This window comes from Guyparkeria hydrothermalis, assembly GCF_023555375.1.
GTDB lineage: Bacteria > Pseudomonadota > Gammaproteobacteria > Halothiobacillales > Halothiobacillaceae > Guyparkeria > Guyparkeria hydrothermalis.
In genome coordinates this window covers 443,264-463,920 of sequence record NZ_JAJSEE010000002.1, presented here as the reverse complement: position 1 = coordinate 463,920, position 20,657 = coordinate 443,264, and the positions used below count along the sequence as shown (strand labels likewise).

Annotated in this window: 19 protein-coding genes; 3 read left to right on the top strand and 16 right to left on the bottom strand. The window is 66.8% G+C overall.

Annotated elements, in window-relative coordinates; all coding sequences use genetic code 11:
* Positions 1–105: 105 nt before the first annotated feature.
* A complete protein-coding gene (locus tag LV475_RS04810) occupies positions 106–1,638 on the top strand; it encodes a leucyl aminopeptidase (RefSeq protein ID WP_136866428.1) in 1,533 nt (510 codons plus the stop codon).
* Positions 1,639–1,756: 118 nt separating this feature from the next.
* Here the strand turns inward: LV475_RS04810 and LV475_RS04805 are convergent, their stop codons facing one another.
* From LV475_RS04805 to surE, 6 genes are all read right to left on the bottom strand, one after another.
* Positions 1,757–2,278, bottom strand: coding sequence for a MarR family winged helix-turn-helix transcriptional regulator (locus LV475_RS04805; RefSeq protein WP_136866429.1), 522 nt, complete (start codon positions 2,276–2,278; stop codon positions 1,757–1,759).
* 308 nt (positions 2,279–2,586) lie between these two features.
* Complete coding sequence (rpoS, locus tag LV475_RS04800; protein ID WP_136866432.1) at positions 2,587–3,588, bottom strand: RNA polymerase sigma factor RpoS; 1,002 nt, start codon at positions 3,586–3,588, stop codon at positions 2,587–2,589.
* A gap of 485 nt (positions 3,589–4,073) precedes the next feature.
* Positions 4,074–4,841 carry a peptidoglycan DD-metalloendopeptidase family protein gene (locus tag LV475_RS04795; RefSeq protein WP_136866434.1) on the bottom strand — a complete coding sequence of 256 codons (768 nt, stop codon included), beginning with the start codon at positions 4,839–4,841 and terminating at the stop codon, positions 4,074–4,076.
* A 3-nt stretch (positions 4,842–4,844) separates the two neighbouring features.
* Positions 4,845–5,426, bottom strand: coding sequence for a YqaA family protein (locus LV475_RS04790; protein WP_136866437.1), 582 nt, complete (start codon positions 5,424–5,426; stop codon positions 4,845–4,847).
* Positions 5,427–5,472: 46 nt separating this feature from the next.
* Positions 5,473–6,126 (bottom strand): protein-L-isoaspartate(D-aspartate) O-methyltransferase, encoded by a 654-nt coding sequence (locus LV475_RS04785; RefSeq protein WP_282097226.1) that lies wholly within the window; start codon positions 6,124–6,126, stop codon positions 5,473–5,475.
* Between the two features lie 11 nt (positions 6,127–6,137).
* Positions 6,138–6,878: a 5'/3'-nucleotidase SurE gene (gene surE / locus LV475_RS04780; protein ID WP_136866440.1), complete on the bottom strand. Its 741-nt coding sequence runs from the start codon at positions 6,876–6,878 to the stop codon at positions 6,138–6,140.
* 119 nt (positions 6,879–6,997) lie between these two features.
* Here surE and LV475_RS04775 point away from each other — a divergent pair, with 119 nt between their 5' ends.
* On the top strand, positions 6,998–7,546 hold the full coding sequence (locus LV475_RS04775; protein WP_136866441.1) for a Smr/MutS family protein: 549 nt from the start codon (positions 6,998–7,000) through the stop codon (positions 7,544–7,546).
* An 18-nt stretch (positions 7,547–7,564) separates the two neighbouring features.
* Here LV475_RS04775 and LV475_RS04770 read toward each other — a convergent pair whose 3' ends face one another.
* Genes LV475_RS04770 through secA form a run of 5 tightly spaced genes read right to left on the bottom strand, consistent with a single transcriptional unit; the run spans position 7,565 to position 14,516 of the window.
* A complete protein-coding gene (locus LV475_RS04770; RefSeq protein ID WP_136866443.1) occupies positions 7,565–8,074 on the bottom strand; it encodes a hypothetical protein in 510 nt (169 codons plus the stop codon).
* Positions 8,071–9,081 (bottom strand): thiamine phosphate synthase, encoded by a 1,011-nt coding sequence (locus LV475_RS04765; RefSeq protein ID WP_136866445.1) that lies wholly within the window; start codon positions 9,079–9,081, stop codon positions 8,071–8,073. The genes LV475_RS04770 and LV475_RS04765 overlap by 4 nt, the downstream gene beginning before the upstream one ends.
* A gap of 5 nt (positions 9,082–9,086) precedes the next feature.
* Positions 9,087–10,316, bottom strand: coding sequence for a bifunctional glutamate N-acetyltransferase/amino-acid acetyltransferase ArgJ (argJ, locus tag LV475_RS04760; RefSeq protein WP_136866447.1), 1,230 nt, complete (start codon positions 10,314–10,316; stop codon positions 9,087–9,089).
* Positions 10,317–10,344: 28 nt separating this feature from the next.
* A complete protein-coding gene (locus LV475_RS04755) occupies positions 10,345–11,667 on the bottom strand; it encodes a DUF945 family protein (protein WP_136866449.1) in 1,323 nt (440 codons plus the stop codon).
* 50 nt (positions 11,668–11,717) lie between these two features.
* Positions 11,718–14,516, bottom strand: a complete 2,799-nt coding sequence (gene secA / locus LV475_RS04750; RefSeq protein WP_250105842.1) for a preprotein translocase subunit SecA — start codon at positions 14,514–14,516, stop codon at positions 11,718–11,720.
* Between the two features lie 262 nt (positions 14,517–14,778).
* Between secA and LV475_RS04745 the strand changes: the two genes are divergently transcribed.
* Positions 14,779–15,237: a DciA family protein gene (locus LV475_RS04745; protein WP_250105841.1), complete on the top strand. Its 459-nt coding sequence runs from the start codon at positions 14,779–14,781 to the stop codon at positions 15,235–15,237.
* 54 nt (positions 15,238–15,291) lie between these two features.
* Here LV475_RS04745 and LV475_RS04740 read toward each other — a convergent pair whose 3' ends face one another.
* From LV475_RS04740 to LV475_RS04720, 5 genes are all read right to left on the bottom strand, one after another.
* Positions 15,292–15,942: a class I SAM-dependent methyltransferase gene (locus LV475_RS04740; RefSeq protein WP_250105840.1), complete on the bottom strand. Its 651-nt coding sequence runs from the start codon at positions 15,940–15,942 to the stop codon at positions 15,292–15,294.
* Between the two features lie 37 nt (positions 15,943–15,979).
* Positions 15,980–16,486, bottom strand: coding sequence for a response regulator (locus tag LV475_RS04735; RefSeq protein WP_250105839.1), 507 nt, complete (start codon positions 16,484–16,486; stop codon positions 15,980–15,982).
* 240 nt (positions 16,487–16,726) lie between these two features.
* Positions 16,727–17,644 (bottom strand): UDP-3-O-acyl-N-acetylglucosamine deacetylase, encoded by a 918-nt coding sequence (gene lpxC / locus LV475_RS04730; RefSeq protein ID WP_136866457.1) that lies wholly within the window; start codon positions 17,642–17,644, stop codon positions 16,727–16,729.
* A 166-nt stretch (positions 17,645–17,810) separates the two neighbouring features.
* Entirely contained in the window at positions 17,811–19,706 is a 1,896-nt protein-coding gene (gene htpG / locus LV475_RS04725) for a molecular chaperone HtpG (protein WP_250105838.1), read from the bottom strand.
* A 139-nt stretch (positions 19,707–19,845) separates the two neighbouring features.
* Positions 19,846–20,577 (bottom strand): DUF429 domain-containing protein, encoded by a 732-nt coding sequence (locus tag LV475_RS04720; RefSeq protein WP_136866461.1) that lies wholly within the window; start codon positions 20,575–20,577, stop codon positions 19,846–19,848.
* Between the last annotated feature and the right edge of the window lie 80 nt (positions 20,578–20,657).

Here is a 20,657-nt window from a genome sequence, read left to right as displayed (position 1 = left end):
GCTAGACTGCCCACCTGGCTTTGTCCGGCCGGGTCCGCCACGCGGGCAACCGCCGGTCGTGGACACCTCCCGGCCAACCGTACATCAGACACGAGGAACAACACCGTGCTCGAATTCTCCGTAAAGAGTGGCGCCCCGGAAAAGCAGCGTACCGCCTGCCTGATCGTGGGCGTCTTCGAATCCCGTCGCCTGACGGCCGCGGCGGAGACCATCGATCAGGTCAGTGACGGCTTCATCACGGCCATCACCCGGCGCGGTGACATGGACGGCGAGCTGGGCGACACCCTGCTCCTGCACGGCGTACCGAACATCCAGGCCGACCGGGTGATGCTCGTCGGCCTGGGCAAGGAACGCGAGCTCGATACCCGTGGGCTGGTGAAGGCGACGCGTGCGGCCGTCGAGGCGCTGCATCACCGCGGTACGGCCGAGTGCGTCAGCCACCTCTCCGAGATCGACGTGCGCGGCAGCAGCATGGAACAGGTGCTTCGCCAGAGCATCATCGCCATCGACGATGCCCTGTACCGCTTCGACGAACTCAAATCGGAGCGCGACCTCGGTCCGCGCCGCCCGCTGCGCAAGGTGACCTTCATCCTGCCGACCCGGCGCGAGTTGATGGAGGCCGAACGCTACGTCCGCGAGGCCACCGCGATCAGCAACGGCATGCGCATGGCCAAGAACCTCGCCAACATGCCGGGCAACCTGCTCACGCCCACCACCATGGCCGAACACGCGCGCAAGATGACCGAGACCCACCTGCACCTGTCGGTGGAAGTGCTCGACGCCTCTCGGATGGAGTCACTGGGCATGAACGCCCTGCTCGCCGTGGCCAAAGGGAGCAGCGAGCCGCCCAAGATGATCGTGATGGAGCACATGGGCGCGGATGCCGACACGCCGCCGATCGTGCTGGTCGGCAAGGGCGTGACCTTCGACACCGGCGGCATCTCGCTCAAGCCCGGCCCGGACATGGACCAGATGAAGTTCGACATGGGCGGTGCCGCGGCCACCATCGGCGTGATGTCGGCGGTCGCCGAGATGCAGCTGCCGATCAACGTGGTCGGCATCGTCCCTACCGTGGAGAACATGCCCGACGGCGCGGCATTGAAGCCCGGCGACGTGATCCGCAGCATGTCGGGCCAGACCATCGAGGTACTCAACACCGACGCCGAGGGTCGGTTGATCCTCTGCGACGCCCTGACCTACGCGGCACGCTACAAGCCGGCGGCGATCGTCGATATTGCCACCCTGACCGGCGCCTGCATCATCGCTCTGGGCCGCCACCCGAGCGGGCTGCTGGCGAACCACGACCCGCTGGCCAAGGAACTGCTCCGCGCCGGCGAGACAGCCAACGACCGCGCCTGGCAGCTGCCACTGTGGGACGAGTACCAGGACCAGCTGAAGAGCAACTTCGCCGACATGGCGAACATCGGCGGGCGCGAGGGCGGCAGCATCACCGCCGCGGCCTTCCTGTCGCGTTTCGTCAAGGAGCACCACTGGGCGCACCTCGACATCGCCGGTACGGCCTGGAAGGTTGGTGATGCCAAGGGCGCCACCGGCCGGCCGGTCCCGCTGCTGGCCGAATTCCTGATGCAGCGAGCGCGCCAGCACCAGGAAGGCAACAACGGCGGCGGAGCCGCCTGAGCCGCCAACCTCGCCCCCGGAATGGCAAACACCCCCGGCATGGCCCAAGCCATGATCGGGGGTGTTTTTCGTTATCGCCCGGATCGATCGCTCGACCCGGCACGCGGATTCGGGCCGTTCAGCCCTCCGAAGCGGCCCGCGCCAGGTTGCGACGACGCTGCTGGCGCTTTTTCTCGGGCAGGTTGTCGAACAGGCGATCGCGCAGGGCGACGAAGAAACGCTCGACGTCCGGGATGCTCACGCCGGGCACGTCCACCTCGGCGAAGGTGCGGGCGTAGAGCTTCTCGGCGCTTGCCCGGATCTCGTCGATCAGCGGCAGGGAACGCTCGGTCAGGCGAATGATCTTGCACCGTCGGTCGGTCCCGCACTGCACCCGCTCGACCCATTCGTCGCGCGAGAGGCGATCGATCATCGCCACCAGCGACGGTCCCTCGATACCGAGTTCCTCGGCCAGTTCCGACTGGATCAGGCCTTCCGGGTACAGCGACAGGATGGCCATGGTGCGCCACTTGGCCTGACTCAGGCCATGATGGGCAAGCTCATGGTCGAGTAATTGCCGCCAGAGTTGGTCGACCCGATGCAGCAGCACGGGCACCCGATCCTCGGCGCAGATGTCGAATTCCGTTTTCGTATCGCTCATGCGGGACCCCTTGATTGTCTCGCCGACCTAGGTCGATCAGCGTCCGCTCATTTTGCCAGCCCCGCCACCCACCTCCAACTATTAGCCAGTGAATCCATATGCCCTGAAGGACGGTCTGCACGCATGCGATACCGCTCTGCGCGCCTTGATCACGAACGGCTCGCCAAGCCAGAGTGTCATGGCATTCGCGCAGACCTGTCCTAAGCAGATACAAAAAGACCGCCGGCTGCCGAGCGGCAGGGCGGTCAAAAGCAATCGAGGGGCGAATCGAATCCCCCCTCACCGCAGGGATCAGGCACGTCGGGTGGTCACTCGCTGAAGATCACGTCCGCCGTCACGCCTTCGCTGGCGGCGAACTGCTTGAGGCGACGCACGGCCTCGAGCTGGATCTGGCGTACCCGTTCGCGGGTGCAGCCCAGGAGACTACCCACCTGCTCGAGTGTGGCCGGCTCGTGACCACGCAGCCCGTAGCGGCGCATGAGCACCTCGCGCTGCTTGCCGTCGAGCTTGTCGATCAGCCGATCGAGCAGGTGCATGACGCCATCGTCCTGCAGCTCGTCTTCGGGCAACTGGCTGTTCTCGTCGGGCACCATGTCCAGCAGGGAGAACTCGCCGTCGCCCTTGAGCGGGCTGTCGAACGAGGATTCGCGCTCGTTGTAGGACATGACCTTGAGCACGTCCTTGACCGGCTTGTCGAGGTGCTCGGCGATCTGCTCGGGGCGCACGTCGCCGTTCTGGCTCTGGGCGATCTTGCGGGCGGCCCGGTTGTAGGAATGCACTTCTTTGACCACGTGGACCGGCAAACGCACCGTGCGTGCCTGGTTCATGAGCGCGCGCTCGATGGTCTGGCGGATCCACCAGGTGGCGTAGGTGGAAAAACGGAACCCGCGCTCGGGGTCGAACTTCTCCACCGCCCGCATCAGGCCGAGGTTACCTTCCTCGATTAGGTCGAGCAGGTCGAGACCGCGATTGATGTAGCGGCGGGCAAGCTTGATCACCAGACGCAGGTTGCAGACGATCATCTTCTGACGCGCCCACTCCTCGCCGGCCTGTGCGCGGCGGGCGAAGTCGACTTCCTCGGCGGGCGTCAGCAGGCGTTCGGTCTCGACGTCCTTCAGGTAGAGGCGAACCGGATCGGGGGCCTCGGAGTCGGCCACGTTGAAATTGCGCGCAAACTCCGACGATTCGCTCGCACCCGCCTTCTTCGCCTCGCGAGGGTCGATCGTGGATTCCGCCGGAGCGGCAGCCAGCTCATCCACCTTGGCGGGATCGACCTGGGTAATGCTGTCGTTGACGATTGCCTGTGCCATGTCCTGCTCCCTCGTTTGGTTGCGATTGTCGTTGAGCCAATCTGTGTACAACCTTTGCACAATCGTTTGGGGCGATCAATCCCTATGGAATCGAATAAAACAACATTACAATTTCGATTTATTGAGATTTAAGCCAGACAAGCAGCTGGATCGGGCGTCTGCAAGTGCGCATGCCGCACGCGATGGGGCGCATAGGTGTACAAGACATGTACACAGGTTTACACCCCTCCGATCAATCCATCGATCGCGTCCCTGATGATTGCGACATGGGAACCCGGTCAAAGTTTTTCAAGCCGTCGCGGTGTCACGGCGACGAAGGCCGGTGGACGATCGGCGTGAACGCTAGTGGCGGGTATCACGACACGAACGGCGGCGACGAGAAACGCAAACCGAAGGAGGGCTGGACGCCCCGCGGGAGACGAACCGCATTGGCGGTCGACAGCCAACCGATCGAGGGGGCCCGTCCAACCGGCGCTGGATAGGGCTTATGGCAGGTAACGCTCGGGATCGACCGGCTTGCCCTGCCGCCGGATCTGGAACAACAGGTGACCGCCCCGCTCCGGCTTGCGGTGATCCCGCGCGCCGACCCGGGCGATGGTCTGGCCGGAACGGACCTCGTCACCCTCGGCGACGGCAAGGCTCTTGTTGTAGGCATAGGCCGAGAGCCAATCGGCGTTGTGCTTGACGATCACCAAGTTGCCGTAACCCGGCAGCCCATCACCGGAATAGACCACTCGACCGCCAGCCGCCGCCCGCACCGGGGTGTCGATGGCCGCCGCCAGGATCACGCCTTTCTGGGCCGGCGCTCCCTCGGGGAAACGGTGCAGCACCCGGCCTTCCAAGGGCCACTTCCAGCTTACCGGCGAGGCGGCCGGCGTCGAGCTTCTCGGCTTGGTCGCGTTGGACGCCGTCTTGACCGGCGTCCTCGAGGCGGCGGGGGCACTGCTGCGCCCGGCACTGATCGCACCGCCTCCACCGGGCGGGCTCAGCCGCAGGCGCTGGCCGATCTTTAGGTGGCGAGGGTTGGAAATGCCGTTCCAGCGGGCCAGGCGTTGCCAGTCGAGATCGTTGGCCACGGCAATCGAATAGAGGGTGTCACCCCCCTTGACGTAATACACCGGCTGGCCACGCTCCCAGCTGCGGTAGTCGGTGGGCGTGGCGCAGCCCTGCAGCAGAAACAGCCCTGACAGCAAGCCCACCGCCGCCAGTCGGCGCAGACGCGAGGATGCGAGGACGGGGCCAGCGATACGCATGCGCTACATCAACTGCCAGATACCGATGGCGACCAGCAACGCGGCCACGAACAGCCAGCCCAGCCACTCGATGTAGCGGCGCAGCGTGGGCGCAATGCGGGGCCCCGCCCAAGCCACCAGGCCGGAGACGAGAAAGAAGCGGGAGCCGCGACCAACAAAGGACGCGACCACGAAACCCAACGGATTCATCGTCAAGGCCCCGGCGGCGATGGTGAACACCTTGTAGGGGATCGGCGAGAAGCCGGCCACCAGCACCGCCCAGAAGCCCCACTCGGCGAACCAGTCGCGGGCCCGGTCGAACCCCTCGGCGTAATGCGACTCGGCCAGCCAGGGCTCGATCGCCTCGATCGCCCAGAAGCCGATCAGGTAGCCCAGCACCCCACCGAGCACGCTGCCGAGCGTCGCGATCAGGGCGAATCCCCACCAGCAGCGCGGCCGCGCCAGCGCCATCGGCATGAGCATCACGTCCGGCGGGATGGGGAAGAACGAGGATTCCGCGAAGCTCAACGCGCCAAGCAACGCCGGCCCCCGGCGATGGGCCGACCAGGCCAGGACACGGTCATACAGGGGGCCGAACAGCCTCATGGACACCTCGGGTCGACAGGTTGATGCGCCGGGACGATGCGGTTGGTCATGCAAGCGAACCCGGCAGGAGTGGCACGAACGACACCAGATCGTACCAGCGCGTCTGGTACTCGTTGTCGGCCAGTCGAGTGATCACGGTCAGCTTCTGCCCCCCGCCCTGCGCACCGACCGGGATCACCAGCCGCCCCCCGATGGCGAGCTGCTCCTTGAGCTCCGGGGGCACGGCATCGGGTGCGGCCGTCACCACGATGGCCTCGAACGGCGCCTGCGAAGGCCAGCCCTTGAAACCATCACGATGCATGTAGCGGATATTGAGCAGCCCCAGCGCGCGATGCCGAGCCTTGGCCTGCTCGAGAAAGGCACCGATACGCTCGACGGTGAACACCGATTGGCACAGCTGGGCGAGCACCGCCGCCTGGTAGCCCGAGCCGGTGCCCACCTCCAGCACGCGCCTGAGACGCGGCTCGCCGGCCATGACCAGCTCGGTCATGCGCGCCACGATGTAGGGCTGCGACAGGGTCTGTCCCTGGCCGATGGGCAGGGAACAGTCCTCGTAGGCCCGCACGCTCTGCACCTCGTCGACAAACGCCTCACGCGGCACGGCCGCCATCGCATCGAGCACCGGCTGGGCACGAATCCCCTGCGAGACCAGCCGGTCGAGCATGGCCTGGCGCGCCCACTGGTAGTTGCGTCGAATCACGACCCCCGCCCTCAGGCCAGCCACTGCTCGACAGCCGGCATGGCCTCGTGGCGGGTCATATCGAAATGAATCGGCGTTACCGACACCCAGCCCGCCGACAGGGCGTGGAAATCCGTGCCCTCGCCGGCATCCTCTGCTTCGCCGGCCGCGCCGATCCAGACGATCTCGCGCCCGCGCGGGTCGGTGTCCTTGACCAGCTGGCCGGAGGGGTGGCGCCGACCCAGCCGCGTGGCTCGCACCCCGTGGATTTGCTCCAGCGGCGCATCGGGCACGTTGACGTTGAGCAAGGTGTAGGCCGGCAACGGGTGGTTGCCGAGCCGACGAATCAGCCACTCGACCCAGTGGGCGGCGGACTCGAGGTATTCGGGCGCGAAGGACTGGCAGGAGGCCGCGATCGCCGGCAGACCCAGTGCCCGCCCCTCGCTGGCCGCCGCGACCGTGCCGGAATACAGCACGTCGTCACCGAGGTTCGCGCCGTGGTTGATGCCGGAGACCACCAGGTCGGGCATCTCGGGCAGCAAGCCCTTGATGCCCAGGTGAACGCAATCCGAGGGCGTGCCGTCGATCACCCACAGCCGCTCCTCGAGCTGGCGCGGGCGCAACGGCCGGGAGAGCGTGAGGCTGTTCGACGCCCCGCTGCGATCTCGATCCGGCGCGACGATCGTCACCGTGGCGAAACGAGCCAGGCGTTCGGCCAGCACGTTCAGGCCGGGGGAGAGGTAACCGTCGTCGTTGCTCAACAGGATGTGCATCGATTGCTCGTCTTAGGAATGGGATAGCGACAAGGATACCGCCTGCCGGGCACCAATTCAGCAGGCACCCGCGGTTCGAAGGCGTGCAGGCCGCCCGCGGTGGAGGCTATGATGCGCGCATGAACGACGAGTCCCGCATCGATCCGGAAGATCGCGCCCTGTTCCTCGACGCCGTCGGCCCGGTCGACCCGATCGAGGACGAGCGGGTCGAGCCCGAGCGCCCGCGGGTCAGCGCCCGCCCGCGGCCCGAGGCCGACTTCGACCAGATGGTCGACGCCTTCGGCGTCAGCGACCTGGCAGACGCCCCCGAGCAGGGCGAGCAGGTGCAGTACGTCCGTCCCGGGGTGCAGAAGGCCATCCTGCGCAAGCTCAAACGCGGCGGCTACAGCGTCTCCGCCTCGCTCGACCTGCATGGACTGACCGTCGAGCAGGCGCGTCAGGAAGTCGGTGACTTTATCCGCAGCGAACGCGGCCAGATGCGTCGCTGCGTGCGTATCGTTCATGGCAAGGGCTACCGTTCGGCCGACGGCCAGCCGGTCTTGAAGACCCTGCTCAATCGCTGGCTACCCCAGCGCGACGACGTGGTCGCCTTCTGCTCGGCGCCACCGCACGACGGTGGCACCGGCGCACTCTACGTGCTGCTGCGGCGCCTCAGCCCGGGCGACTGACGCTCGACCGACTCCGGCTCAGTCGTCGCCGGACGGTCGGGACCGGTCGACCTGGAACGGCAGGCGCAGCAGATAGGCGCCCTCGGTACTGCGAATGCTCAGATTGGCGAGCCAGTCGCTGCGATCGGTGGTGCAGACCGGCAGGATCACCTCCGCGCGGTACTGCCCGTCGGCCAGTCGATCCAGCCGGTAGGCATTGATGCCCATGTCCATGCCGACCATCTTGAAATCGACCCGGATCTCGCCGACCGCCTTGCCGGTCTCGCCTTGCGGCACGACGCGGAACACCGCCTTTTCCAGCGGCACGACGGTTTCCGGCAGGCTAACGAGGAACGAACCCAGCCCCTCGATCGCGACCTCGCACCCCTCGCCCTTGAGCTCGCAATCGGTCGGTACCGCCACCTCGGTCAACGACCCGCTCACCGGGGTGTCGGTGGTCAGCTTGCCCGGTGCGCGCCCCCACAGGTAGGTCAGCACGCCGAGGACCAGCAGCGTGGCCACCAGCCATTTCGCCTGTTTCATGCTCATTGGGTCTCTCCTCTCTCCGCGAACCGCGCACACCAGAAGGCCGAGATCGAGGCCACGCCGAACCCGCCACGCCGCCAGATGCGCGGCAGGTCATCCGGCCCGACCCCGCCGAGCGCGTACACCGGCATGGGGGCGGCCGCCGCGAGGCCCGCGAACGCCGCCCAGCCCATGCCCGACGCCCCCGGGTGCGTTGCGGTCTCCCGCAGTGGCGAGACGGTGATCAGGTCGACGGCCAATTCGATGGCCCGTTCGAGGGTGGCGCGATCGTGTACCGCGGCGCTCACCAGGTGACCGCGCGCCTGCCTCTCCCGCACGGCGTGGGCAGACATCGAAAGCAGCCGGGCGTGGTTGAGATGCAGCCCGACACGCGGGTCCAGTCCCTCGGGCCACGGCCGGTCACCAGGCGGGTTGACCACCGGCCAGTGCCCGGCCGCCAGCACGGCCCGGGCCAATGCCGGCCACGGCAGGTCGGCGTTGGCGGCATCACCGGGCCGCAGGTTGACCAGCATCGGCGCCGGCAGTGACGGCAGGCGGGATTCGACGCCCGCCTGCCAGACAGTCACCCCGTCGGCGCCAACCGGGGGCGTAATGGCAAGGCAGCGCGGCAGGACCAGGGCGTTGACCAGGCCACGATTGGCCGGCGGCATGGCCGCCAGCCAATCGGCGCGCGCGTCACGATCGAGCGGCTCGGCCGCCAGCTGCTGTCCCTCGACCGAGCGCGGCTGTCCCGTCCAGCGGGTGACCTCGAAGCCGATCAAGCGCAGATGGCGGTCGGGGTAATCCCAGTTGAGCGTGATCACCCGCCGGGCGCGCTGCACCCGGATGCCGATTTCCTCGTCGAGCTCCCGAGCAAGTGCGTCCCGCAGCGCTTCGCCTGCCCGACGCTTGCCCCCGGGGAAGGCGCGCAACCCGGCCAGGTGCTTGCCGTCGGGGCGGACCTCGGTCCAGACGCGGCCGTCCGGCTCGCGCAGCAATCCCAGGACGATGTCGGTCCGCGGCCGGTCCATCGCGCTCAGGAGCGGTACTCGGCGTTGATCTTGACGTAGTCGTAGGAGAAGTCGCAGGTCCAGACCTGATCGACGGCCGTGCCGCGGCCGAGATCGACATGCATGGTGATCTCGGGCTCGGCCATCACGGCAGCCGCCTCGGCCTCGACGTATTCGGGGTCGCGCCCGCCGTCGACCACCACGCGCACGTCGCCCAGCCACAGGCTGACGTTGCCGACGTCGAGGTCGTCAATGCCGGCGTAACCGACCGCCGCGAGAATGCGGCCCAGATTGGGGTCGGAGGCGAACAGCGCGGTCTTGACCAGCGGGCTGTGCGCGATCGCCTTGCCCACCAGGCGGCACTCGGCCCGGTCGCGCCCGCCACTGACCTCGATGGTGACGAACTTGGTCGCCCCCTCGCCGTCACGCGCCAGGGCCTGGGCGAGAAAGACCGCCACCTCGGCGACCGCGTCACGCAGCGGCGCGTAGTTCGGGTCGTCGATGCCGGTGACCTCGAGGCTGCCCTCCCGACCGTTGGCAATCAGCATGAAGGCATCGTTGGTGGAGGTGTCGCCGTCGACGGTCACCCGGTTGAAGCTCTCCTCGGTCACCTCGTCGAGGATCGACTGCAGTACCGATTTCGGCACCCGGGCGTCGATACCCATGTAGCCGAGCATGGTGGCCATGTTGGGATGGATCATCCCCGAGCCCTTGGCGATGCCGGTGATCGTCACCGACGCCCCGCCGATCAGGCGGGTCAGCGAGCGCCCCTTGGGGATGGTGTCGGTGGTCATGATCGCCGAGGCGGCGCGCAGCCAGTTGTCCTCGACCGCCTCGGCCACCGCCTGGGGCAGCGCGTCGATGAGCTTCTCGGAGGGCAGCGTCTCCATGATCACGCCGGTGGAAAACGGCCAGACGGCCCGATCGTCGCAGCCCAGGCGATGGGCCAGCGCGTGGCAGACGGACTCGGCACGCGCCATGCCGTCGGCGCCCGTGCCGGCGTTGGCATTGCCGGTGTTGATCACCAGTGCCCTCGGGGCGACATCGCTCTCGCGCCGCTCGCGGCACATGATGACCGGCGCGGCGCAATAGCGGTTCTGGGTGAACACGCCCGCCATGGTCGCCCCCTCGGGCAACAGCATCACGGCCAGATCGTCACGGTTGGCCTTGCGCACGCCGGCCTGGGCGATACCGATGCGGATGCCGGGAATCGGACGCAGCTCCCCGGCGGCCGGGGCGGTCAATCCAACGCTCATGCCTTGCTCTCCTGACTTGCTGTGCTTTTCAGCCGCCGAAGGCCATGTTCAGCAACTGGTTGGCCGACGTGCCGTTGAGTTCGAGATTGCCCTGACGGAAATCGACGGTGGTCGCGACCACGCCGTCCTCGACGCGGACCCAGCCCTGCGCGACCAGCGGCGCGAGCTGCTCCTCGACCACGCCGACACGCTGACCACGCGCTGCCGCGGATTTTTCCAGCAGCGCAATCGGCATCTCAAGACTGCCCTCGATCACCAGGGCGCTGACCATGGCCATCCACATCATCGGATTGGGCTCGCCCTTGCTCATGCCGGCGGGCAATTCCGCGGCCAGCCGGATCTCGGTGTCACCCTCGGCGGTCGTCGCCCGCAACGGCTCGAGCGCAATCCGGGGACCGTGCTGCATCAGGGCGGGCAGTTCGGCCATCACGGCATCCGTGAATGCCTCGTCGATCGCCGCCCCTCGCGCGGCCAACGCCTGCAAGGTCTCCATGCGTTCGACCAGCGCACGCACCGCGCCGGCATCGAGCCGCTCGACCGCCAGTCGCATCTGCGCATCGCTAAACGACTCGTCCTGGATGACCGCGTCACCGACCTGGTAGTCGACCGCAAACCCCCAGCGGTCCTCCTCGCGCGCCGAGTCGAATCGCAGGACGAAGTCCTCGACCCAGCCCTGCTCGCTGTCCTGGTCGATCTCGAGGCGATCGAGCTCGAAACGCCCCTCGCTGTCCCAGACGAACCCGTCCTCGGCAACCTGGCCGGAGGCGATCAGGCGCAAGCCCTCGGAGACGACGGCCGAACCGGCCTCCACGCCCTCGGCCTCGTCGTCGATCGCCAGTCGTTCGCCCTCGAGGCGATAGTCGAAGCGGCCATCGGCCTTGGTGTCGAGCCGAATGTCGGCCCCGGAGAAATCGACCCCGTCCCGTTCGACCGACGGGATACGACCGGTCGAATGGCTCGCGCCGGTCGGGTACAGGGCCGTGGCGAGGGTGAACTCGGCATCGTCACCGAACACCTCGGCCAGCTCGTCGCGCAGCTCCGGGTCGGCCGGCTCCCAGGTCGTGTGAACGGTGGCGTAGCGCCCGTCGATGCCGGGCAGCTGGTCGATGCGATGGGTCAACATCACGCGCACCGGCTCCTGCTCCGGCAGACGCAACCACAACTCGGACTCGGCACGGGACTCGAGATAGCCACGCTGGTAGTCGGTCACCTCCAACTCCAGCGCATCACGCGTCCCCGGGAAGCGCTCGACCTCGGCCAGCGTGTTTTCCATGACGTGGCCGGTAACGAACGGCGCCGCGGCCAACACCGCCACGAGCACGACCAGCACGGCAACAATCAGACGTTTCATTCCCTGTCTCCTGAGCAGACGTTGTTACCGGCAGGCGCCCGCCGGCTTGATCAGAGCTTGCCGCAGCAGTGCTTGTACTTCTTGCCCGACCCGCAGTGACACGGATCGTTGCGACCGATCTTGGGGTTCTCGCGGCGCACCGGGCGCGTGGGGGGCTCGTTGCCGCCCTCGGCCTGCCCGGACGGACGGGCGGGTGCGGCCGGCTCCTCGGGCTCGGCGAAGGTCGACACCGACTCGTGGCGGGTGCGCAGCTGGCTCGGGTCGACGCGCGGGTTGTCGACCAGCTCATCGAGCATGGAGTTGATGTCCTCCTGCTCCATGCCCTCGGGGGCGGCGATCTGCAAGCGGGTGAGCGTGCGGACGATCTCGTAGTTCATGTCGTCGAGCATCTTGCCGAACATCTCGAACGCCTCGCGCTTGTACTCCTGCGTCGGGTTCTTCTGCGCGTAGCCGCGCAGCCCGATGCTCTGGCGCAGGTAGTCCATCGCCGCGAGATGCTCCTTCCACTGGGCATCGAGCACCTGCAGCAGCACGCCCTTCTCGAACTGGCGCATGTTGTCTTCGCCGACCAGCTTTTCCTTGGCCTCGTAGTGGCGCTGGGCGGTGTCGATGATCTTGTCGAGCAGGGTCTCGTCGTGCAGATCGTCGTCCTCGTCCAGCCACTTCTGGATCGGCAGGTCGAGGCCGAAGTCGTCCTTGAGGTGGGCGGTCAGACCCTCGATGTCCCACATCTCCTCGAGCGCACCGAACGGCACGTAGCGACGGAAGCGCTCGGCGAGCACCTCGCGTCGCATCGACTCGATGATCGGGCGGGTGTCGGTGGTTGCCATGACCGCGCGACGCTGCTCGTAGATGACCTTGCGCTGCTCGTTGGCGACGTTGTCGTAGTCGAGCAGGTGCTTGCGCATGTCGAAGTTGTGACCCTCGACCTTGCGCTGGGCGTTCTCGATCGCGCGCGAGACCCAGGGGTGCTCGATGGCCTCGCCCGGCTTCATGCCGAGCCGCTTCATCAACCCGGAGACGCGATCGGACGCGAACACCCGCATCAGGCTGTCCTCGAGCGACAGGAAGAAGCGGGTCGAACCCGGATCCCCCTGACGACCGGCACGGCCGCGCAACTGGTTGTCGATCCGGCGCGATTCGTGACGCTCGGTGCCCACGACGTGCAGGCCACCGGATTCCAGCACCTGCTCGTGGCGCTTTTCCCACTCGCGACGCACGCGGTCGCGCTCCTCGTCGGAGGCGTCCGGGCCGAGCTCGAGCAGTTCCTGCTCCAGATTGCCGCCCAGCACGATGTCGGTGCCGCGGCCAGCCATGTTGGTGGCGATGGTCACGGCACCGGGTCGACCGGCCTCGGCGATGATCTCGGCCTCACTCATGTGGTTCTTGGCGTTGAGCACGTTGTGCGGCACGCCGGCCTTCTGCAGTGCCTCGGAGACAAGCTCGGAGGCCTCGATCGAGGCGGTGCCGACCAGCGTGGGCTGCCCGCGTTCGCGCGCGGCCTGCACGTCCTTGGTGATGGCCTCGAACTTCTCCTGCGCGGTGAGGAAGACGAGATCGCCATGGTCGATGCGCTGAATCGGACGGTTGGTCGGGATCTGCACCACGTCCAGGCCGTAGATCTCGCCCAGCTCGCGCGCCTCGGTCTCGGCGGTACCGGTCATGCCGGCCAGCTTCGGGTACAGGCGGAAGTAGTTCTGGAAGGTGATCGAGGCGAGCGTCTGGTTCTCGGGCTTGATCGTCACGCCCTCCTTCGCCTCGATGGCCTGGTGCAGGCCCTCGGACCAGCGCCGCCCGGCCAGCGTGCGGCCGGTGAACTCGTCGACGATGATCACGTCGTCACCCTTGACGATGTAGTCGACGTTGCGCTTGTAGATCGCGTGCGCCCGCAGCGCCGAGGTCAGGTGCGAGAGGAGCATGATGTTGTGCGAATCGTAGAGCGACTCGCCTTCCTCCAGCAGCCCGGCCTGGACCAGCAGTTCCTCGGCCTTGTCGAAGCCCTGCTCGGTGAGGAAGACCTGCTTGTTCTTCTCGTCGACGGTGAAGTCGCCGCGCTCCTCGTCGGTCAGCGGCGGCTCGTCGTCCTTGGGCTCTTCGCGCGCCTGACGCTTGAGCTCGGGGATCAGGCCGTTGATGGTGTGATAGGTCGCCGAGGAATCGGCCGCGGGGCCGGAGATGATCAACGGGGTGCGCGCCTCGTCGATCAGGATCGAATCGACCTCGTCGACGATCGCGTAGACCGGATCGCGCTGCATGATCTGCTCGGACGAGAACGCCATGTTGTCGCGCAGGTAATCGAAGCCGAGCTCGTTGTTGGTGGCGTAGGTGACGTCACACTGATAGGCATCGCGCTTGGCGCGTGCATCCATCCCCGGCACCACCGTCCCAACGGTCAGCCCCAGCGCGGTGTAGATGCGCCCCATCCACTCGGCGTCACGCTTGGCGAGGTAGTCGTTGACCGTGACGACGTGCACGCCCTTTTTGGTGATCGCGTTGAGGTAGACGGCGAGCGTCGCGACCAGGGTCTTGCCCTCGCCGGTCTTCATCTCGGCGACCTTGCCCTCGTGCAGGACCATGCCACCGATCAGCTGGACGTCGAAGTGCCGCATGCCCATCACGCGGCGGCTCATCTCCCGGCAGACCGCGAAGGCCTCGGGCAGCAGCGAATCGAGGCTCTCGCCGTCGGACCAGCGCTGGTGGAATTCCTCGGTGCGTCCCTTCAGCTCCTCGTCGGACAGGGCCTGCGTCGCCTCCTCGAGGGCGTTGATCTCCGTGACGCGTTTCCTGAGCTTCTTGACCTGACGGTCATTGCGCGTACCGAAAACCTTGGCTGCAAACGATGCAATCATGTCCTATCCCATGTTTCGACAAACCGCGCCGAGCCGGCGCGCGAAAAGTGAGGAACCGACGGGGTCGGCAGGGCCGGATGACCGGCCGAAAAGGCGGCCGCTCGGCGGTCGGTCCGACGAGAAAAATCACCGGACCGGGACCGCGCGCAGAACCCGAACGATTCCTTGGCAAATGCGCTGAATCTTACGGCAGATGCGTGGATAATGATAGGCGGCGGGCCGTTGCTGGCGCCCGTCACAACCCCGTCACGAAGGCCGCGCGATGAATCTCGAACGCTACCGCCTGAACAACCCCGCCCTGGCCGGCATTCTCGACCGGGTCGCGCTCATCCGGGCCTACCAGGCCATCATCGATGGCCTGGTCTCCGGGCGCTCGGGTCAGGCGGTACAGGTCATCAACGTCGATGAACACACCCTGACGCTGGGCGTGGGCAGTGCCGCGATGGCAAGCCGGATGCGTTTCGAGGCCCCCGACCTGTTGGCCCGCCTGCATCGCGCGCTCGACGCGCATCCCGGCGCCCCCCGGCCAGCCTCGATCCGGGTGCGCGTGGCCCCGGCCAACGCCCCGACGCGACGTGAACGCCCCCGGGTCGAGCGCGAGCCGTCACGCACCGGCAGCCAGGCCCTGGACGTGCTTGCCTCGGTGCACGAAGGCGAGGAGCTCGCCCGCGCGCTGCAGCGTCTGTCCCGCGCCATCAACCCCGACGACGCGAACCACTGACCCGCCGAACGACGGGGCCGAAAAGCCGGAGCCTGGCGACCCCGTCGAAACGACTCAATCGCGTCGACAGTCGGCGCTCAGCAGGATCACCCCGCCGCACGGCAACCACGCCGGCCAGTGTCGCTCCAGCCAGCGGGCGAAGCGACCACCGCCCGGCAGGACGATCGCGGTTTGCACGCGTATGCGCGCAACCGGCAAGCCCTCGAACAGTCGCCGGGCGTCGGCCGGTGTGTACCAGCGTGCCCCGGCGTAACCGCCACGACCGCCATCCCAGCCCTTCTGACACCAGAGCAGGCTGTTGCGGTTGAGCACCCCGATGACCACCCGGCGGCGCGCGACACGGACCATCTCGGCCACCGCCGCGGCGTCCTCGTCGATGAAGTCGAGCACCGTAATCGCCGTAACCAGGTCGACGGCCTTGTCGGCATGCGGCAGGGCCCGGGCATCGGCGCGCTCGTAGCAGGCACCCGTTCGATCCTGGTCACGGGCATACGCCAACCAGTCGGCATCGATGTCCGCGCCGACCACCAACCCGTCGATCGACGCGCCCAGCGCCCGGGTGAAGAAACCGGTGCCGCAACCGACGTCGAGCAACGACTCCCCCGACCGGGGCGAGAGACAACCCCGGATCAGGGCCGTCTCGCGCTCACCGATCCACTGCCCGTGACCGGATCGATACCACTGGTCGTAGTCGGCGGCATTCACGGCACACCCCCTCCGGTCGCGACGGCAGCCGGGTCGATCAGATCGCCTGGCGATCGAATGCCGAGGGATTGAGTCGTTGCGGCAATCGCCCGTTGCGTACCAGCCCCTCGATCCGGGTGAATACCTCGGCGCGCCCGAAGGGCTTTTTCATGAAGTCGTCCGACCCGAGCCGGTCGAGCACCATGCGGGCCATCGACTGCTCGTCGCCACTGATCATGATCACGGGCACGTCCGCGGTCGCCGGGTCCTGGCGCAGTCGGCGCAGGGCGGCAAAGCCGTTCATGCCGGGCAATAGGATATCGAGGAAGATCAGGTCGGGCGGGTACTGGCGGGCGAGTTCCAGGCCGGTCTCGGCATCGCCGGCGACGATCGGCTCGAACTCGTTCTGGCTGAGCATCCGGCTGAGTATCTTGACCACCGTCTTGGAATCATCGATGACCAGGATGCGCAGACCGCGCGAGGCCTCGTAACGACGACCGCGACGACGGTCCGCAGACTTGGTACGCAGCCCCAGCAGGCTGCCCAGGCGAGGCATGTAGCCCATGGCACTTCTCCTTGTGGTTGGTTGCTACCGCCGGTCTTCCCGACCGGCGAGCGTTCGACGATCCTGTCGATACAAATCGCGAGGTAGTTTTACCCAAGCGGCCGCCCCTGTCCACCGGGCGACCGCATCCGGCCGGGGCAAAAAAGAAGACCCGGCATCAGCCGGGTCTCGTCGGTCGCACTTCACGCCCTGATTTGCGTGGCCCTGGTTTGCGTCGCGCTGGTTTCGGCCAACGTGGCCTCACTCAGCAATCTGTGCCGCCGGGCGGGAGAACGACACCGGGGGCGGCTCCTCGTTCTCGAAGGTGACCACCTCGTAGGCCGACTCCCGGGCCAGCAGCGCGCGCAGCAGCTGGTTGTTCAGCGCATGGCCCGACTTGTGGCCGGTGAAGCTGCCGATCACGCTGCAGCCGAGCAGGTAGAGATCGCCGATGGCATCGAGGATCTTGTGCTTGACGAACTCGTCGCCGTAACGCAGGCCGTCCTCGTTGAGGATGTGCTCCTCGCCGACCACGATGGCGTTGTCGACCGAGCCGCCCAGCGCCAGGTTGCGCGAGCGCATCATCTCGAGATCGCTCATGAAACCGAAGGTCCGCGCCCGGGCGACTTCCTTGACGAAGCTGGTCGAGGAGAAGTCGATTTCCGCCAGGCGAGCGGACTTGTCCAGCACCGGATGGTTGAAGTCGATCGACATGGCCACGCGGAACCCCTCGTGCGGATCAAAGCGCACCCAGCGGTCACCGTCGACCACCTCCACCGGCTCGAGGATGCGGATGAATCGCTTGTGGGCGTCCTGCTCCTCGATGCCCGCCGACTGGATCAGGAAGACGAACGGACTGGCGCTGCCGTCCATGATCGGCATTTCCGGGCCGTCGATCTCGACCACGCAGTTATCGATCCCCAGACCGGCCAGCGCCGACATCAGGTGCTCGACGGTGGAAATCTTGACGCCATCCTTGACCAGCGTCGTCGACAGCTGGGTTTCACCAACATTGAAGGCGTGACCCGGGATCGTCGCATCGTTGCCGAGATCGACCCGGTGAAAGACGATGCCGCTGTCCACGGGCGCCGGGCGCAGCGTCAGGCGGACCTGCTCGCCGGTGTGCAGACCGATCCCCGTGGCGCGGATGGTGTTTCGAAGTGTGCGTTGCTGAACCAAGATCGTGAGAACCCAAGCCGGTAAATCGGATAATTATCGCACGCTTGTGATGGGATAAAAACCGTGCGGGTCACGGCGTGACCAGCGGTCCGACGGGGGCGCAAAAAAGAACCCCGGCATGGCCGGGGTCTCGGTTACGTCACGCACCCGTCGACGGGTCTGACTGTCAGGCGAGCAGCCGGTTCAATCGACTGACGAAGTCGGCCGAATCGGCTAGCTTGCCGCCTTCGGCGAGCATCGCCTGCCCGTAAAGCACGTGCGCGAGGTCGGCGAAGCGCGCCTCGTCGGACTCGCCCTCGGCCTGCTGGAGCAGCCGGTGGTCGGGATTGATCTCGAGGATCGGCTTGGTCTCGGGCATCGCTTGCCCGGCCTGCTCGAGGATGCGCTGCAGGTGCAGGCTGACGTCGCCCTCGTCGGTCACCAGGCACGCCGGGGATTCGACCAGGCGACGCGAGCGGCGCACGTCCTTCACTTCCTCGCCCAGGGTGTCCTTGAGTCGCTTGATCAGCGCCTCGTGCTCCCGCTTCTCCTCCTCGGACTCGTCCTCGTCTTCCTCGTCGACGTCGATCTTGGCCTTGGTGACCGACTTGAGAGTCTTGCCGTCGAACTCGGTCAGGTGGGCCATCACCCACTCATCGACGCGGTCGGAGAGCAGCAGCACCTCGATGCCCTTCTTGCGGAAGATCTCCAGGTGCGGCGAGGCAAGTGCGGCCTGGTAGGAGTCGGCGATGATGTAGTAGATCTCGTCCTGGTCCTCGGGCATGCGCTCGATGTAGTCGGCCAACGAGACCGTCTCCGCGTCACTCGCACCCTCGTCCTGCCCCTTGGTGGAGGCGAAGCGCAGCAGGCCGGCGATCTTCTCCTTGTTGGCGACGTCCTCGCCGACGCCCTCCTTCAAGACGCGGCCGAAGGTCTGCCAGAAGTCGGCGTACTTCTCGGGCTCGTTCTTGGCCATCTTCTCGAGCAGCGAGAGCACGCGCTTAACCGAACCGGAACGGATGGTGTCGAGCACGCGGTTGGACTGCAGGATCTCGCGCGAGACGTTCAGCGGCAGATCGGCCGAGTCGATCACACCACGGACGAAGCGCAGGTAGCGCGGCATCAGCTTGTCGGCGTCGTCCATGATGAACACGCGCTTGACGTACAGCTTGACGCCATGGCTCTGCTCGGGCTCGAACAGGTCGAACGGCGCGCGCTTGGGGACGTAAAGCAAGGAGGTGTATTCGACCTTGCCCTCGACCTGGTTGTGCGCCCAGGCGAGCGGCGGCTCCCAGTCGTGGGAGACGTGCTTGTAGAACTCGGTGTACTCCTCGTCCGTGATCTCGCTCTTCGGCCGGGTCCAGAGCGCATTGGCGTCGTTGACCGTCTCCCAGCGCCCCGGGATCTCGGTCTCGTTGCCGTCCTCGTCCGTGTCGGTCTTGGGTGGCACCCACATCTGCACCGGGAAGTTGATGTGATCCGAGTACTTGCGGATCACCGAGCGCAGGCGGAAGTCGTCGGCGAATTCCTGCTGGTCCTCGCGCAGGTGCAGCACGATGCGGGTGCCCCGCTCGGGCTTGTCGACCGTCTCGATGGTGTATTCGCCCTCGCCGGTGGAGGTCCAGCGCACGCCGTGCTCGGCACCGACGCCGGCGCGGCGGGTGATCAGCTCGACGTGGTCGGCGACGATGAAGGCCGAGTAGAAGCCCACGCCGAACTGGCCGATCTGGTTTGCATCCTTCTGCTTGTCCGCCTCGAGCTGCTCGAGGAAGGCCTTGGTGCCCGAGTGGGCGATGGTGCCGATGTGCTCGACCACTTCCTCGTGGTTCATGCCGATGCCGTTGTCATCGATGGTGACGGTCTTCTTCTCGGCATCGAAGGAGACCCGCACGCGCAGGTCCTTGTCGTCCTCGTAGAGGCCGTCATCGGCCAACGCCTCGAAACGCAGCTTGTCGCAGGCATCCGAGGCATTCGAGATCAGCTCGCGGAGAAAGACCTCGGGATTGGAGTACAGCGAGTGGATCATCAGACGAAGCAGCTGCTTCACCTCGGTCTGGAAGGCATGCGTCTGGGCTTGACTCATGGAAGCGGTTCTCCGTGTTGTCGCTCGGTTTCGAATACGGCGGACGGTCGCACCAGGCGGTCGCCGTCAACGCGGTGGAGATAGGGACGTCGGGCGGGATTTCAAGGCCATCGCGGTGACCCACTCGGACGAACGCAGCTCAGTAGACGATCCGCATGGGCAGACCGCAGGCATCGCGCGGCGGGTCGCTCGGCAGGCAGGCGCCCGCACCGGCCGCGTGTCGACGCGCACTCCAGAGCACGGCAAAGGCATCGAGCATGTCGTCCTCCTTCACCCGGGTGCCGGCCAGCTGGGTCACGGCCGAGTCGATCGCCGGCGAGCCGAAGGCCTCGGCGATCAATGCCCGACGGCGATAGATGCCTTCGATACGGTGCTTGGAAGCCGGCAGCGGTTCGCCCCGGTTCATGGCGAGGAAGGAAAGCTCGGGGTGCACCTCGACCACACGCTCGCGCCAGGCGAGGTCACGGCTCAACAGCTCGTCGAGTTCGCGAACCTTCGCGAAGAGGTTCCAGGCCTGCGCGGACACGCCCTTTCCACCCGATTGCCGGGAGAGCGAAGAGGCCTCGGCGTGCGTGGTGGCCGCCAGGGCCGGGCGCAACGGGGCGGGAAAGACCGATGAGCCCCTCGCGCCGAGCAATCCCCTCGCCTCTCGGTCGCATGCGCGCGGCTCGTCGTCCGACAAGCCGATCGGCATGTCGATGCCCACCCGGCGCAAGTCGGCAAACTTGCCCAGCAGGTCATCGAGGCGCGGGGCGACCAGCGCACGCACCGTTGACGTGGAGCCCCTTTCATCGACCTGCTCCTCTACCTGGGCGATTGCCACCCACCCGCCGGGGCAACCGTCGATCCCGACGATCCACTGCTCACTCATGGCTTCTCCGGTCGACGCAGGCCGCTTTTACCACGCCTGAAAAAGCGAAACCCCCGTCACCGATGGTGCGGGGGTTTCTG

Excerpts from the sequence above, each read along its gene's own strand:
- LV475_RS04805 (WP_136866429.1), bottom strand. The coding sequence starts at position 2,278 with ATGAGCGATACGAAAACGGAATTCGACATCTGCGCCGAGGATCGGGTG.
- rpoS (WP_136866432.1), bottom strand. The coding sequence starts at position 3,588 with ATGGCACAGGCAATCGTCAACGACAGCATTACCCAGGTCGATCCCGCC.
- LV475_RS04795 (WP_136866434.1), bottom strand. The coding sequence starts at position 4,841 with ATGCGTATCGCTGGCCCCGTCCTCGCATCCTCGCGTCTGCGCCGACTG.
- LV475_RS04790 (WP_136866437.1), bottom strand. The coding sequence starts at position 5,426 with ATGAGGCTGTTCGGCCCCCTGTATGACCGTGTCCTGGCCTGGTCGGCC.
- surE (WP_136866440.1), bottom strand. The coding sequence starts at position 6,878 with ATGCACATCCTGTTGAGCAACGACGACGGTTACCTCTCCCCCGGCCTG.
- LV475_RS04775 (WP_136866441.1), top strand. The coding sequence starts at position 6,998 with ATGAACGACGAGTCCCGCATCGATCCGGAAGATCGCGCCCTGTTCCTC.
- LV475_RS04770 (WP_136866443.1), bottom strand. The coding sequence starts at position 8,074 with ATGAGCATGAAACAGGCGAAATGGCTGGTGGCCACGCTGCTGGTCCTC.
- LV475_RS04765 (WP_136866445.1), bottom strand. The coding sequence starts at position 9,081 with ATGGACCGGCCGCGGACCGACATCGTCCTGGGATTGCTGCGCGAGCCG.
- argJ (WP_136866447.1), bottom strand. The coding sequence starts at position 10,316 with ATGAGCGTTGGATTGACCGCCCCGGCCGCCGGGGAGCTGCGTCCGATT.
- LV475_RS04755 (WP_136866449.1), bottom strand. The coding sequence starts at position 11,667 with ATGAAACGTCTGATTGTTGCCGTGCTGGTCGTGCTCGTGGCGGTGTTG.
- secA (WP_250105842.1), bottom strand. The coding sequence starts at position 14,516 with ATGATTGCATCGTTTGCAGCCAAGGTTTTCGGTACGCGCAATGACCGT.
- LV475_RS04745 (WP_250105841.1), top strand. The coding sequence starts at position 14,779 with ATGAATCTCGAACGCTACCGCCTGAACAACCCCGCCCTGGCCGGCATT.
- LV475_RS04735 (WP_250105839.1), bottom strand. The coding sequence starts at position 16,486 with ATGGGCTACATGCCTCGCCTGGGCAGCCTGCTGGGGCTGCGTACCAAG.
- htpG (WP_250105838.1), bottom strand. The coding sequence starts at position 19,706 with ATGAGTCAAGCCCAGACGCATGCCTTCCAGACCGAGGTGAAGCAGCTG.
- LV475_RS04720 (WP_136866461.1), bottom strand. The coding sequence starts at position 20,577 with ATGAGTGAGCAGTGGATCGTCGGGATCGACGGTTGCCCCGGCGGGTGG.